This window comes from Mycolicibacterium cosmeticum (genome assembly GCF_000613185.1).
Taxonomy (GTDB): Bacteria; Actinomycetota; Actinomycetes; order Mycobacteriales; family Mycobacteriaceae; genus Mycobacterium; species Mycobacterium cosmeticum.
Window position 1 is genome coordinate 997,562 of the sequence record NZ_CCBB010000001.1, and the last position, 14,684, is coordinate 1,012,245.

Below are 14,684 nucleotides of genomic sequence, written 5' to 3' on the forward strand. Positions count from 1 at the left end.
CACTTGATTTAATCCGCCGATATGCTCGTTTGGGCGAAAGAGTTCGAGAAGAACCCGACCGAACGTCGATCTCGGCGCCGCGTCTAGCTGTTCTCCTTGCGCGCCAGCACCTTGCCCGCCACCGTGCCCCCGTCGATCGGCAACACCGTGCCGGTGACGTAACGCGACCGGTCCGTGGCGAAGTACAACGCCGCCTCGGCGACGTCGTCGACGGTGCCCTCGCGTTTGAGCGGCCGGTCGGCGCGCATCTGGGCGCGGATCTTCTCCTCGAACTCGTCCAGCCGCTGGCGGTCCTCGGCCGAGGCCGACTTGGCCACGATCGCCGTCCTGATATTGCCGGGCGCGATGGCGTTCACCCGGATTTCATGGTGTGCCAATTCGATTGCCACCGACTTGGTGAACTGGATGACCGCCGCCTTGGAGGCGCGGTAGGTCTGCACTCCCCCACCTGCCTGGATCCCGCCGATGGAGGTGAGGTTGATGATGGACCCACCGCCGTGCTCGGCCATGTGGCGCGCGGCGTCGCGGGTACCCGCCATCACGGCCCGCACGTTGATCCGCATGACCGCATCGAAATCGGCGAGGTCGTCGTCCAGGAACCGCCGGTGCATGGTGCCCGAGACCCCGGCGTTGTTGACCATGACGTGTAAGCCGCCGAACGTGTGCACAGCGGTGTCCACCAGGGCGCTGATCTGCTCGACATCGGTGACATCGGAGCGCAGGAACACCGCCTTGCCGCCGAGTTCGGCCGCCAGCTCGGCGCCGCGCTCGGCCTCGACATCACCGATCACCACCCGCGCGCCCTCGGCCACGAAACGGCGCACCAGGCCCGCGCCGAGACCGGACGCGCCACCGGTGACGATGGCGACCTTGCCGTCCAGTTCCTCAGACATGAGCCATCCCGCTGCGCTTCTCGCTTGTCATGGCACACCTTTCAGGAAGTCCGACACCAGCGCGTTCAGCGCGGCGGGCTGCTCGATCTGGGGACAATGGCCCGCCCCTTCGACGACCGCCGACCGCCCGTCCGGGATCTGGGCGGCGATTTCGGCGGCCCACCCGGGCGGCAGCAGCTTGTCACCGGCGCCCTCGACGACCAGCACCGGCACCGGGATGCGGTGGTAGGCCCGCTCCGACGACGGGGTGGTCGGCGGCTCCAGTCCCGGGCGCCGGAAACGCGCCGCCGCCAACGACTCCCAGGCACCCGGGGCGATGCTCGACTCGTACCGCCGCCGCACGTACTGCTCGTCGGCCGGGTAGGCGGGGTCGCAGAACAGGGCGGTCACGATGCGACGCATCGCCTCGGGCGTGGCGTCGTAGTCGTACAGCGCCGCGGTGTGCTCGTTGCGCTGGATGTCCCCGCCACCGCAGATCGCCACCAGGCTGCGCACCGGCAGCACCGGCCTCTCGGACGTGGTGTCCACCAGCAGGTTGATCGCGCCCATCGAGTTGCCGACGAAGTGCGCCCGGTCGATGCCCAGGATGTCGCAGAACCGGGCGATGTGCCGGATCCGCATGCCGCGACCGTCGTTGAAGTCGACGACCTTCGCCGATGCACCGAAGCCGAGCATGTCCGGGGCCAGCACCCGGTGGTGCCGGGCGAGCGCGCCGATGGTGTGCTCCCAGCCGAGCTCGGCACTGGCGCCGAATTCACCGCCGTGCAGCAACACGACGGGATCGCCCGTGCCCGCCTCGAGGTAGCCGGTCACCAAGCCGTCGACGCTGATCGTCTTGCGGGTGAATGTCATTTGATCGCAATCGGACTGACCGGTGCCCCCACCGCCCCCACCACCTTCAGCGGCGGTGCGATCAACTGAAATTCGTACACGCCGTCGGCCCGGCAGTCGGCGGCCAGACCGGTCAGGTCCCAGTACTCGCCCAGCATCAGCCCCATATCGCGCAGGCACAGCATGTGCATCGGCAGGAAGGTGCCTTCCACACCGTTGGCCGGGTCGGGATCCTCGACCATCAGGTTGTCCGAGGCGACGGCCGCGACCTGGTGGTCGTGCAACCACGACGCGCAGGTCCAGTGCAGCCCGGACCCGGCCTCGTGCCCGTCGCCGGTGGACAGGAACCGGGTCCACCATCCGGTGTGCACCACCACGATGTCGCCGGCACCGATCCGCACTCCCTGCGCGGCGGCGATGTCGTCGAGTTCTCCCGGCGTGATGGGCCGTCCCGGTGCGCAGAACACCTCCTCGCCGCGGTGCGCAACCACGTCGAGCAGCACGCCGCGCGACACGATGCCCTTACCGTCGACCTTTTCGATACCGCAGCGATAGGCCCCGAGACTGGTCACCGAGTCCGCCGGGAACCCGTTGTACAGCTTGTCCTCGTAATAGACGTGGGACAGCGCGTCCCACTGCGTGGCGGCCTGCAGCGACATGGTGATCATGTCGTCGTTGAACCGGAAGATGTTGTCGACGAAGAACGAACTGAGCTCTTGGGCAACGGATTTGCGGGCCCACTCCGGAGCGTACCGGACCAGGGTTTCGGCGTCGCCGCCGTCCACGGTCATCACGTGGATCGGGTTGAACCGGAACTTGAACGCTCCCTGCGGGCCGTTGGACCCGAAGTCACCGCCCAGTGAGATCACCTTGCCGCGCTTGACCAGGGCGGCAGCCTCGGCCACCTTGTCGGCGGTGATGAGGTTCAGGGTGCCGAGTTCGTCGTCGGCGCCCCACCGGCCCCAGTTACGCACGTCGTCGGCGACCCGGCGGAAGTCCTGCATGGTGGACATCTAGTCGCTTCCCTCCAGTGCCTCTTGCGCCGGCTTCGACGGCAGCGCCGCGGCGATCCGGCCGCCGACGGTGCCGCCGTCCACCCAGATCACCTGTCCCGAAATGTAACTTGCCGCCGCGCTGTTGAGGAAGGCCAGCACGGACGCCTGTTCGTCGGGACCGCACACGTGGCCCAGCAGCGTCGGGAACGCGTCCAGGTAATCCTGGCCGTACGCAGTGCGCAATTGATCCAGGATCGGTGTTTCGGTGACACCGGGCCCGGTGCAGTTGATGCGGATGCCGCGCTGCCCCAGGGACAGGGCGTGGGCCATCCCGTAGAGGATGATGGCTTCCTTGGAGAGCCGATACCCGCCGTCGGCCAGCGCATCCGGGTTGGCCTGGCACCACGAGATGCCGTCGGCCATCGACGTGGTGCGCAGCAGTCCCGCGGTCACCGCCGCGTTGGCCAGGTAGTCGGCGGCGGCCAACGACGAGACGTTCGCAATGGCCGAACCGGCCGGCATCCGCGGGAGCAGCGCCTCGGTGAAATGCCGCGTGCCGAGGAAGTTGATGCTCACCACCAGCAGCGGATCACCGATCCCCGACGACACACCGGCCACGTTGAACAGGGCATCGACGGGCCCGCCGACGGCGGTGACCGCCGCGTCGATGGAATCCTCGTCGGCCAAGTCCATTTCGACGAACTCGGCCGGCGGTCGTTCCGGGCGGCGCAGGTCCAGCCCGGTGACGTGGGCACCCAGGTCGGCGAGTTGGGTGGCCAGGTGCGCGCCGATACCCGACGCGCACCCCGTCACCACCACCCGTCGGCCGTCGTACCGCCAACGGTCGGGCACGCTCAGCTTCTCGCCTCGCGCTTTTCCTTCTCCAACTGCGCGGCCTTCACCCGGCCCTCGTTGATCTCGGCCATCGCCTCCGGAATCTCACCGGCGGTGAACTTGCCGCCCCGGCCGGTGGGCAGGCCCCCGAAGGAGTAGGTCTCGTCGAACAGCGGAGCATCCGACGGCCGGCGACGCGCCTCGACCTTCTCGATGACGGGTTCCAGGCGCTTGGCCTTGGCCGCCACGGCCTCGGCGTCGCGTTCGATGAACTCGGGCAGGATCTCCTTGCCCATGATCTCGATGGACTCCATGGTGCCCTCGTGACTGCGCGGGTTGAGCAGCAGGATGATCTCGTCGACGCCGCTGGCCTCGTAGCCGCGCAGGAACTCGCGCACCGTGTCCGGTGATCCGATGGCGCCGCGCCCCGGGCCGTAGGCCAGCGTGGGATCGTCCTTGACGGCCTTCTCGTAGAGCTCCCACACCCCGGTGCGGCCGGGCGTGTGCATGCCGGTCAGGTAGTAGTGCATGATGCCGAACGAGAAGAATCCGCCGCCGATGCCCAACCGCGTGAGCGCCTCTTCGTCGGACTTGGCCACCATCATCGACAGGTCACCGCCGATGGCGAGCAGGTTCGGGTTGATCGCGGGGGTGACGGGCGTGCCCTGCTCTTCGAATTCCCGGTAGTAGCCGTCCACCCGCTCCTTGAGTGCCTCGGGACCGGTATACGCGAAACTCAATGCCCCGATCGCCTTCTGGGCGGCCATCTGCACCGATGACGGCCGGGTGCACGCCACCCACACGGGTGGGTGTGGGCCCTGCAGCGGCTTCGGCACCACATTGCGGGCCGGCATCTCGACATGCTCACCCTTGAATCCGGTGAACGGCGCTTCGGTCATACAGCGGACGGACACCTCCAGCGCCTCCTCCCACATGGTGCGTTTGTCGGCCGGGTCGATGTCGAACCCGCCGAGTTCGGCGACCGAAGAGCCCTCGCCGGTACCGAATTCGACGCGGCCGTTGGACAGGTGATCCAGGGTGGCGACGCGCTCGGCGATGCGGGCCGGGTGGTTGATCGGCGGCGGCAGGTGCATCACGCCGAAGCCCAGCCGGATGTTCTCGGTGCGCTGGCTGGCCGCCGCCAGGAACAGCTCCGGTGCCGTCGAGTGGCAGTACTCCTCAAGGAAGTGATGCTCGGTAAGCCACACGGTGGAGAAGCCGGCCTTGTCGGCCAACTCCACTTCGTCGAGCCCGTGCTGGAACAACTGGTGCTCGTCGTCCTCGGCCCAGGGCCGTGGCAGCGGAAACTCGTAGAACAGCGAGATTTTCATGCGGGTACCTCTCGGTCGGATTGGGGGGAGTTGTCGAAGATGTGACCGGCGGCGACGTAACCGAACGTCATCGCGGGTCCGATGGTGGCGCCGGCCCCGGCGTAGCTGCGACCCATCACCGCCGCCGACGCGTTGCCGGTGGCATACAGCCCGCCGATCACACTGCCGTCGTCGCGCAGCACCCGGGCGTGCTCGTCGGTGCGCAGTCCGCCCGAGGTGCCCAGGTCGCCGAGGATGATCTGGAAGGCCAGGTACGGTGGCTTGCCCAGCGGAGCGAGATTCGGGTTGGGCAGGGTCGGGTCGCCGTAATAGTTGTCATACGCGCTGTCACCGCGGTCGAAGTCGTCGTCGTGCCCCTTGGCGGCCAGCTCGTTGAAGCGGAAGGCGGTGCGCTGCAGTTCATCGGGCGGTACGCCGATCTTCGCCGCCAGGTCCTTGAAACTGTCGGCGGCCACCACGATGCCCGAATCCAACCAGGACTGCGGAATTCTGCGGCCCGTTGGCACCGGGGCGAACGGGATCTTGGGGATGGGCAGATGGCCGCCGACCACGTATCGGTGGAAGGACCTGATATCGGTGATCAGCCAGCACGGGATGTGTGTGATGCCGTTCTGCTGGCCCTGGATCATGGCGTGCGCGAAATCCATGTACGGAGCGGCCTCGTTGACGAACCGCTTGCCTGCACCGTTGATCACGAACTGCGCAGGCATCATCCGCTCGTTGAGCATGAACTGCAGCCGCCCGTCGGGCCAACACATGGCCGGGAACCACCATGCCTCGTCCAGGAGGTCGGTGGCGGCACCGACCTTCTCCCCCGCCCGGATGCCGTCCCCGGTGGCCGCGGGATTGCCGAAGCTCCAGTCCTTTTCGAGTAGCGGGAGGTACTGTCTGCGCCAATCCATGTGATGGTCGAAGCCGCCGGACGCGATGATCACGCCGCGCCGGACCGCCACCCGCAGCACGCTGCCGTCGCGTTGCACCACCGCGCCGACCACGTTCCCGTCGATATCGGTGATGAGTTCGGTCATCGGCGCCGACAACCACAACGGGATGTTCTTCTCCTTCAGCGCCAGCCGCATCCGCGCCATCAGGGATTGCCCGATGGCGGCCATCCGATCACCGAACACCCGGGCCCGGATCATCCGCCAGATCAACTTGACCAGCACCGCCTTGCCCCGCCAGTTCTGCCGGACCTGGTAGAACAGCCGTAGATCCTTGGGGGCGAACCAGATTCCCTTCGGCGCCAGCGCCAGTGGAGCGAGCAGATTCTGTTCCTCGTCGCCGAGCGTGCGCAGGTCGATCTCGGGCACGTTGATCGTGCTGCCGCGCGCCGAACCACCGGGCAGCTCCGGGTAGTAGTCGGCGTACCCGGGCTTCCAGACGAATTCGAACCAGCTGCTGGTCTTCTCCAGGAACTCCATCATCGCCGGGGCCGTGTCGACGTAAGCGCGCAGCCGCTCGTCGCTGACCAACCCGCCGGTGATGGTCTTCAGGTACCGGAAGACCCCGTCCGGGTCGGGCGAATACCCGGCCTTGCGCTGCGACGGCGCACCCGGCACCCAGATGCCACCGCCGGACAGGGCCGACGAGCCACCGAATTTCGGTGACTTCTCCACGACGAGGGTGTCCAGGCCCGCCGCGTTCGCCCGCAGCGCAGCCGTCATGCCACCCGCCCCGGATCCGATGACCAGGACATCGACGGTGTGGTCGAAATGGTCGCTGGCGTCGCTCATACCACGACCGCCGTCCGGATCGCGAAGCCCGCGATCAGCTCGGGAGCGGCGCGGTAGTAGCGCTGCTCGGTCTGGTAGTCCCCCGTCGCGGCCAGCGCCGCGAAGGCCGCCACCCAGGTCCTGATCTCGTGTGCGGAGTTGCCGGCTTCGTGGGCGATCCACTCGTTGCTCCAACCGTCCAGCTCGGCCAGCCGATTGCTGTCGATCAGGTCGAGCAGGGCGCGGTCCCATTCCGGGTTCAACGGCTGCAGGGAGCTGCGGCCGTGCGCGAAGTCGCGGGCCGCCGCGATGACGGCCTCTTGACGCGCCGCCCTGCCCTCCGGCGTCATCGGCGCCCCGCCGACGATGCGGGCCAGCGCCGCCGGTGGGGCGGTCGCCAGCGTCGGCACCGGTGGATCATGCGACAGCCCACCGGATCCCACGATCAGCACACGCTTACCGAGGCCGCCGAGAAAGTCGCCGATGGCGGCGCCCAAGGCGCGGACCCGCTTGAGTGGGCCGAGCGGGGTGGCCACCGAGTTGATGAACACCGGGATCACCGGTCGCGAACCGGCGTCACCGAACAGCACCTCCAGCGGTTGCACCGTCCCGTGGTCGACCTCCATGGCTGCCGAGAGTGAGACGTCGACGCCGGCGTCCCAGACGGCCGTCACCATCTGGTCGGCCAGTGCGGCGGGGACGTCCAGCGGGCCGGAGTAGGTGCCGTAATCGCCCACTGCGGTCGCGGCACCACCGATGCAGAAGGGCGGCATCAGCCGGTAGAAGAATCCGTTGTAGTGGTCCGGGGAGAAGACGACGACGAGCTCCGGATCGAAGTCCGCGGCGAAGGCGCGGGCCTGGGCGAGGTGGTTGTTGATGTCATCCAGCAGTTCCACCGACGGTCCCGGCAGATTCAGCAGCGGGCTGTGCGACATGCAGCACAGGGCGATTCGTGACATGGGGTTCACCTCCCTCGGTCAGACACAGGACGTCGAACACCTCGTTGCTCACGTCGCTCGCAAATTGGGCGATACACGCCGCCGCGATGCACCGGTCCGGGCGCAGGAACAACACGGACTCGGTATGGGCATCGAAGAACCTCTTCAGCGCCCCGGTCCGGTCACCGACGACGGTGATATCGGGGTCGTCGTGGCCAGGCCAGTGCAGCTGGGTTGCGGGCCGGGCCTCGATGAACCTGGTGCCCAGCGCTTTCCAGCGGCCGAAGACGTCGGCGTCGAGCAGACGACGGAGGTTGTTGTTCCAGGCCAGCACGGCGAAACCGGTGCCGAGCACGTCGTCGAGGAGCACGTTCTGCGCGGTGCGGGTGTCCACGTGCGGCTGGATGAACAGGGTGCCCGCCGGCGAGGTCGACCCCGGGTCCGCGTCGTGCACCACGGCACCGGCGTCGTAGCGCGGCATCGGCTTGAACCGCATCTCCAGCACGTATCGCTTCAGCGTGGGCACCACCGAGGCAGCGCGGATCACCGTGTCCCGCACCGCGGCCACCTGCCGATTGGTCGGCGAGATGACCCGTCCGACGAGCGTGGACAGGTCGATCATGGCGCGGGCGTGCTTACGGCGTTCGGTGTCGTAGCTGTCCAGCAGGGTGTCCCGCGCCCGCCCGTTGACGACGGCGGCCAGCTTCCAGCCGAGGTTGGCGGCGTCGCGGATACCGCTGTTGTAACCCTGGCCCTGCCACACCGGCATCAGGTGTGCGGCGTCACCGCCGAGCAGCAGGCGTCCGGCGCGGAATGATCCCGCGATGCGGGAGTGATGGGTATAGACCCGGTGCCGGATGATGTCGACCCGGTCGGGGTGCGGGACGAAGGGGGCCAGCATGCGGGCGATGAACTCCGGCCGCTCCACCTGTTCGTCGGTCTCGCCGGCGTGGATCATGAACTCGAAGCGGCGGATACCGTGCGCGATCGAGATGGACGCATACGGCCGGGCCGGGTCGGCGCCCACCTCGCTGTTCGGATGACCGAGCGGATCGTTGGCCAGATCGACCACCAGCCACCGCGTCTCGGAGGTGGTGCCCTCGAACGTCACACCCATCATGCGCCGGGTGGCACTGCGCCCGCCGTCGCAGCCGACGACATAGCGAGCCCGCACCGTCGATGGGGTGCCGTCCTGGTGCAGCTGCACAGTCACGCCGTCGGGGTCCTGCACGCAGTTCTCCATCCGGGTGCTCCAGGACACCTGTACATCGGGGAAGCGCTCCAGCCCCCTGAGCAGTTCGGCATCGACCAATGGCTGGACGAAACCGTTGCGTTTGGGCCAGCCGAACCGGGCGTCGGGCGGTGCCACCTCGGCGAGCAACCGGCGGTTGCCGTCGTAGAACCGCAGGATCTGGTTCGGCACGGTGTGCGGCAGGATCTGTTCGACCAGGCCGATCGACTGGAACGTGCGCAGCGATTCGTCGTCGAGGCCGACGCCGCGCGGATAGTCGATGAGCGTGTTCCGGTCCTCCACCACGAGGGTCCGGACGCTCTGGGCGCCAAGGGTATTGGCCAGGGTCAGGCCGACGGGCCCGGCCCCGACGACGAGGACGTCGATATCGGTCATGCGCGACCCAACAGGAAGTCCAGGTGCAGGCGGTTGAACGTCTTCGGATCCTCGTACTGCGGCCAGTGCCCGCAACCGGCCATCACCTCGAACCTGGCGCCGGGAATCATCTCCGAGATGCGCCTGCCCTCACTGACATCGGCCGTCGGATCGTCACTGGTCCACAGCACCAGGGTGGGGGCCGTGATCGCGCCGTACTCGGCGGGACCGAGCAGGTTCCGTGCGCGGATCTCGGGATCCTGCAGCGCCATGATGTCGCTCATCGCGGCGACGAAACCGGGTTGCTGGTACACCTTCTGGCGGCTGGCGACGATATCGTCGTAACCCTTGGACTTGTCGGCCATCAGCCATGTGATGCGGGCCTGCACCGTCGCCCAGTCCGGGTTCTCGGCGGCGGCCATCGACAGCGTCCTGATGCGTTTCATCACCTCCGGGTCGGCCTGGGATCCGCCCGCGGTGTTGAGGACCAGCCGTTCGATGCGATCCGGGTGGTCCGACGCGGCACGGGCGGCGACCCAACCGCCGAGCGACTCACCCGAGAGATACACCCGCTGTGCGCCGATCGCGTCGAAGACGGCGAGCAGATGATCGACATAGTGGGCGACTTCGAGCGGGTGGCCCGGCTTGTCGGTGTAGCCGTGGCCGAGCATGTCGATGGACCAGGTGGAGAAGTGCTCGGCGTGCGATTCCAGGTTGCGCACGTACGCCTCGGCGTGGCCACCGGACCCGTGCAGCAGAACCAGCACCGGCCGGCCCTCCTGCCCCGCGTGCAGGTAGCGGGTGCGCACCCCGCCGGCGTCGAGGTAGCCCTGCTCGAACGCCACGCCCTGAAGGTCACTCCAGACGCTTTCGTGCACCGGAGTCGCTGCCATGCCGCCCCTTCCTGCGGAAACATCATTCTCGTCTTCGACTAATCAAGTGTGCTAATATCGGACATCAATGTGCACTATGTATAGAGCATCACTCTCGTGATGATGTCTGTCAAGGGACCGAACGGCGGTGGACCGGAACGCGCCGCCGCCGGATCACAGACCCTGGCCAGAGGCCTTTCCGCGCTGCAAGCCGTCGCCAGCGCCCCGTCGGGCATCACGGCGGCCGAGGTCGCCGATTTCGTGGGCGTGCATCGGACCATCGCCTACCGGTTGCTGAGCACGCTCGCGCAATCGCGTTTCATCACCAAGGGCGAGGACGGCAAGTATCGGCCGGCCGCCACGCTGGCGGTGCTCGGTGCATCCTTCGACAACAATGTGCGCCAGCTCAGCGTGCCGACGCTGCGCCTGCTCGCCGACGATCTCGGCACGACGGTGTCGCTCCTGGTGGCCGAGGGTGACCAGCAGGTCGCCATCGCCGTCATCGTTCCGACGCTGGTCTTCTACCAACTGTCCTTCCACGAGGGCAGCCGTTACCCGCTGGAGCGCGGCTCGGCCGGCATCGCGCTGCTGTCGAGCATGCCGCCGCGGCCGGGTGAACGCGACCTGGTGCGGCAGGCCCGCGATCAGGGCTGGGTGATCACCCACGGCGAGATCGAGCCGGACACCTACGGGTTGGCGGTGCCCGTGCGCCGGCGGCCGCCGTCGCCCCCGACCTGCATCAACCTCATCTCCCACCGGGAGGACGTCGTGCTGCGCGGCCGGGATGCCGTGATGCGCGCGGCCAGCCAACTTTCCGAGATTCTCGGCTGAAAGGAATTGCAACCGTGTCGGTTTGGGACCAGGAAGTCGACGTCGTCGTTCTCGGATCCGGCGGCGCCGGGCTGGCGGCCGCGCTCACCGCCGCGGTGCACGGCGCGTCGGTCGCGGTCTACGAGAAGGCGCCCACGGTGGGCGGCACCACCGCGGTGTCGGGCGGTATCGTCTGGATCCCCGCCCACGACCGGCTCGCCGGCGCCGATCTGAGCGTGGCGGATGGACTGAGGTACCTTGCGGCCCAGTCGCTGGGCGTCATGGACCGCGGCCTGGTCGAGACGTTCGTGCGCACCGGGCCCGTCATGCTGGACTTCCTGGAGGCACACAGCGAGCTGCGCTTCGACATCGCCGAGGGTTTCCCGGATTACAAACCGGAACTGCCGGGCGGGCGCCCGGGCGGCGGACGATCGCTGAATGCCAAGCCCTTCGATCTGTCCCGGATCGGGGAATGGCACGACCGGATCACCGCCTTCCCGGTGGACTTCAGCAACGTCGGCATCGACGCCGAAACGCGCGCCCGCATCCACGCCGCCGTCGACGACATGGACGGCGATTACTGTGTGGCCGGCACCGCGCTGATCGCCGGGCTGCTCAAGGGACTGCTGGACCGCGGCGTGACGCCGGTGACGCAAGCCCGCGCGCAGGAGTTGATCGAAGAGTCCGGCCGGATCACCGGCGTGCGAATCACCGTCGACGGCACCGATATCCGGGTCGGTGCCCGTCGCGGTGTCATCCTGGCCACCGGCGGCTTCGAATGGGACCCGCAACTGGTGGAGGCCTACCTGCGCGGGCCGATGCGCGGCGCGGTGTCCCCGCCGAACAACACCGGTGACGGCTTGCGGATGGCCATGGCACACGGTGCCGACCTGGCCAACATGGGTGAGGCGTGGTGGGTGCCGATCGTGCAGATTCCCGGCGATACGCTCGGCGGCGTGCCGCGCAGCCGAAGCGTCCGGCTGGAGCGCACCCGGCCGCGCAGCATCATCGTCAACCGGGCCGGCAAGCGGTTCCTCAACGAAGCGGGCGAATACAACTCGATGGCCGGGCCGTTCCACCATCTGGACCCGCGCGCCGGTTACCTCAACGATCCGGCCTGGATCGTCTTCGACGACCAGCACCTCAAGCGCTACGGCTTCCTGGGCGTCGAGCCCGGCGGCACGGCGCCCGACTGGTTCCACCGCTCGGCCACGCTGGAAGACCTCGCCGACGCGACCGGCATCGACGCCGGTGGCCTACGCCGGACCGTCGATGCCTGGAACGCCGGCGTCGAACACGAACAGGATCCCGACTTCGGTCGTGGCGCAAGCGCTTACGACGGCTACTGGGGTGACAACGCGGCACCGACACCGGCCTTGCAGACCCTCGGGCCACTGGACACCGCACCGTTCTACGCGGTCCCGGTGGCCATCGGCGCCATGGGCACCAAGGGCGGGCCGCGCACCGATGGTGATGGCCGGGTGCTGCACGTCAACGGCACGGTGATCGAGGGGCTGTTCGCCGCGGGCAACGCGATGGCCGGGGTGACCGGCAAGGCCTACGGCGGCGCCGGCGGCACACTGGGTCCGGCGTTGGTGTTCGGCTATCGCAGCGGCCACACCGCCGCCACCGGCGAATCCGCCCCCACCCCATAGCGATTTGTGGAGCCGCACCCGTAATGATTACGGGTGCGGCTCCACAAATCGCTGGTCAGGGCTGGTCTTTGACGGCGGCCTTCGGCGGGCCCGCGGTGCGCCAATCGTCCAGGCCGTCCTCGGCCAGTCCCACCGGGAACTTGTTGTCGTGCACCTGCGACCAGTGGCTGTGGTTGAGCTGGTGCATGGTGAAGCAGGCGTTCAGCGAGTTGTAGAAACCCTGGTTGTCCTGCGTCTGGTTGACCGATTCCTTGATCAGCAGCGCGGCCATGGTCGGCACCTTGGCGATCCGCCGCGCGAATTCCACTGTCTTGTCCGCCAGTTCGTCGAGCGGGAAGATCTTGGACACCATGCCCAGCGCGTGGCCCTCCTCGACCGAGAGGGTGTCGCCGGTGAGCATCAGCTCCTTGGTCTTGCGGGCGCCGAACTCCCACGGGTGGGCGAAGTACTCGACACCGCACATGCCCAGCCGGGTGCCGACGACGTCGGTGAATCGGGTGTTGTCCGCCGCGACGATCAGGTCACAGGACCACATCAGCATCAGCGCCGCGGCGTAGACGTCGCCGTGCACCGAGGCGATGGTGATCTTGCGTAGATTGCGCCACCGCCGGGTGTTCTCGAAATAGTGATGCCACTCCTGCAACATCAGCTTCTCCGCACCCTCCCGGGTGCCTCCGTCGACGGTGAAGCTCGGGTGCTGGTTCGGGCCGGGCGAGTACTCACCGATCTGGACCTTGGATCCGACGTCGTGGCCGGCCGAGAACATCGGCCCGTGCCCGCCCAGGATCACCACCCGCACGGTGTCGTCGGCCTCGGCCCGCAGGAAGGCGTCGTGCAGTTCGACGAGCATGCCGCGGTTCTGCGCATTGCGGGCCTCGGGGCGGTTGAGCATGATCCGGGCGATCGTGCCTTCGTCGAGGGTTTCGTAGGTGACGAAGCGATAGTCGGGGGTCTCCGAGTCGGTCACAGCCATGAATCGCACTCTATTCCTACGAGAACGCCATTACCGCACACGGGGCGTCTCAGAGCGACAGGATGGTCGCCGACGCGGTGCCGGGCGCCCCGTACACCTGGGCCAACCCCACCCGAGGCTTGCCCGGGACCTGCCGCTCCCCCGCCTGGCCGCGCAACTGACGCACCAGTTCGTGCATCTGCCGCAGGCCCGAGGCCCCGATCGGCTCGCCGTTGGCGATCAGCCCGCCGTCGGTGTTGACCGGGATGGACCCGTGGATCTCGGTGGCACCGTCGGCGAGCAGCTTCTCCTGCTCACCGTCGGCGCACAGTCCGGTCTCGGCCATATGGATGATCTCGGCGCCGGCGTCGGTGTCCTGCAACTGGGCGATATCGACGTCTTCTGGGCCGATACCCGCCGCCTCGTAGGCCGCCTTGGCGGCGAACACCGTCGGTGACGGGTCCTCGTCCAGCGGCGCCGACGTGGCATGCACCTCGTAGGCGCCGTAGGTGCGGGTGCGGATCTCGCTGGCACGCACGTACACCGGTGTGTCGGTGTAGCGGTGCGCGATATCGGCGCGGCACATGATCACCGCGGCGGCGCCCTCGTCGGGCGCACAGAACATGTACTGCCGCAGCGGGTAGTTCAGCACCGGCGAGGCCATGATCTCGTCCACCGAGATCTCCTTGCGGCGGAACGCGTTCGGGTTGAGCACGCCGTTGCGGAAGTTCTTGTTGGCCACCCGTGCCAGCGTCTCCTCGGAGATGTTGTGCTTGTGGATGTAGTGGTTGGCCTTCATACCGAAGAACTTGGTGGTGACGAACTGGCCGTTGTTCGCATACCACTGCGGCAAGGCCAACTTGGCGGGGTCGTCGGTGAACGCACCGCGCGGGTGCTTGTCCAAACCGATGGCGATACCGATGTCGTACTTGCCCAGCCGGATGGTGTCGGCGGTCTGCTGAATGGCGCTGGCCGACGTCGCGCACGCGTTGAAGACGTTGGTGAAGGTGATGCCGGTGAGCCCGACCAGCCGGGTGACCGCGTCCGGGTTCGACACCTCGTAACTGCCACCGAAGCCGAACTGGATGTCCTTCCACTCCAGCTTGGCGTCGGCCAGCGCACTCGTGATGGCCTCGGCACCCATCTCCATGGCGGTCTTGTCGAACCGGCCGAACGGGTGGATGCCGACGCCGATGATGGCCACGTCACTACTCATATCGAAAACCCCTGTGTTGGTTGGCTCTTCGTGCCGGTG

At 67.7% G+C, this 14,684-nt stretch carries 13 protein-coding genes; 2 read left to right on the forward strand and 11 right to left on the reverse strand.

The window, feature by feature from the left end; all coding sequences use genetic code 11:
* Positions 1-83: 83 nt before the first annotated feature.
* The 9 genes from BN977_RS04780 to BN977_RS04820 are packed head-to-tail and all read right to left on the reverse strand — an operon-like array spanning position 84 to position 10,033.
* The gene (locus tag BN977_RS04780; RefSeq protein ID WP_036396542.1) at positions 84-893 is read right to left on the reverse strand and encodes an SDR family NAD(P)-dependent oxidoreductase; all 810 of its coding nucleotides are present in this window, start codon (positions 891-893) and stop codon (positions 84-86) included.
* Positions 894-920: 27 nt separating this feature from the next.
* On the reverse strand, positions 921-1,745 hold the full coding sequence (locus BN977_RS04785) for an alpha/beta fold hydrolase (protein WP_036396543.1): 825 nt from the start codon (positions 1,743-1,745) through the stop codon (positions 921-923).
* On the reverse strand, positions 1,742-2,728 hold the full coding sequence (locus tag BN977_RS04790; RefSeq protein ID WP_036398433.1) for a cyclase family protein: 987 nt from the start codon (positions 2,726-2,728) through the stop codon (positions 1,742-1,744). The genes BN977_RS04785 and BN977_RS04790 overlap by 4 nt, the downstream gene beginning before the upstream one ends.
* Positions 2,729-2,737: 9 nt before the next feature.
* The gene (locus BN977_RS04795; RefSeq protein WP_234709500.1) at positions 2,738-3,571 is read right to left on the reverse strand and encodes a coniferyl-alcohol dehydrogenase; all 834 of its coding nucleotides are present in this window, start codon (positions 3,569-3,571) and stop codon (positions 2,738-2,740) included.
* Positions 3,572-3,573: 2 nt separating this feature from the next.
* Positions 3,574-4,884, reverse strand: a complete 1,311-nt coding sequence (locus BN977_RS04800) for an LLM class flavin-dependent oxidoreductase (RefSeq protein WP_036396547.1) — start codon at positions 4,882-4,884, stop codon at positions 3,574-3,576.
* A complete protein-coding gene (locus BN977_RS04805) occupies positions 4,881-6,617 on the reverse strand; it encodes an FAD-binding protein (RefSeq protein ID WP_036396548.1) in 1,737 nt (578 codons plus the stop codon). Before BN977_RS04805 ends, BN977_RS04800 begins: the two co-directional genes overlap by 4 nt.
* Positions 6,614-7,555 (reverse strand): 3-carboxyethylcatechol 2,3-dioxygenase, encoded by a 942-nt coding sequence (locus tag BN977_RS04810; protein WP_084172403.1) that lies wholly within the window; start codon positions 7,553-7,555, stop codon positions 6,614-6,616. Before BN977_RS04810 ends, BN977_RS04805 begins: the two co-directional genes overlap by 4 nt.
* The gene (locus tag BN977_RS04815) at positions 7,476-9,161 is read right to left on the reverse strand and encodes a bifunctional 3-(3-hydroxy-phenyl)propionate/3-hydroxycinnamic acid hydroxylase (protein WP_036396550.1); all 1,686 of its coding nucleotides are present in this window, start codon (positions 9,159-9,161) and stop codon (positions 7,476-7,478) included. Before BN977_RS04815 ends, BN977_RS04810 begins: the two co-directional genes overlap by 80 nt.
* Positions 9,158-10,033 carry an alpha/beta fold hydrolase gene (locus tag BN977_RS04820; RefSeq protein WP_036396551.1) on the reverse strand — a complete coding sequence of 292 codons (876 nt, stop codon included), beginning with the start codon at positions 10,031-10,033 and terminating at the stop codon, positions 9,158-9,160. The genes BN977_RS04815 and BN977_RS04820 overlap by 4 nt, the downstream gene beginning before the upstream one ends.
* 99 nt (positions 10,034-10,132) lie before the next feature.
* Here BN977_RS04820 and BN977_RS04825 point away from each other — a divergent pair, with 99 nt between their 5' ends.
* Both BN977_RS04825 and BN977_RS04830 read left to right on the forward strand, forming a co-directional pair.
* Entirely contained in the window at positions 10,133-10,843 is a 711-nt protein-coding gene (locus BN977_RS04825; protein ID WP_109790164.1) for an IclR family transcriptional regulator, read from the forward strand.
* Positions 10,844-10,857: 14 nt separating this feature from the next.
* Positions 10,858-12,477 (forward strand): FAD-dependent oxidoreductase, encoded by a 1,620-nt coding sequence (locus BN977_RS04830; RefSeq protein WP_036396552.1) that lies wholly within the window; start codon positions 10,858-10,860, stop codon positions 12,475-12,477.
* Between the two features lie 55 nt (positions 12,478-12,532).
* Here the strand turns inward: BN977_RS04830 and BN977_RS04835 are convergent, their stop codons facing one another.
* Entirely contained in the window at positions 12,533-13,450 is a 918-nt protein-coding gene (locus BN977_RS04835; RefSeq protein WP_036396553.1) for an enoyl-CoA hydratase, read from the reverse strand.
* A gap of 49 nt (positions 13,451-13,499) precedes the next feature.
* Positions 13,500-14,645 carry a thiolase family protein gene (locus tag BN977_RS04840; RefSeq protein ID WP_036396555.1) on the reverse strand — a complete coding sequence of 382 codons (1,146 nt, stop codon included), beginning with the start codon at positions 14,643-14,645 and terminating at the stop codon, positions 13,500-13,502.
* Positions 14,646-14,684: the final 39 nt, after the last annotated feature.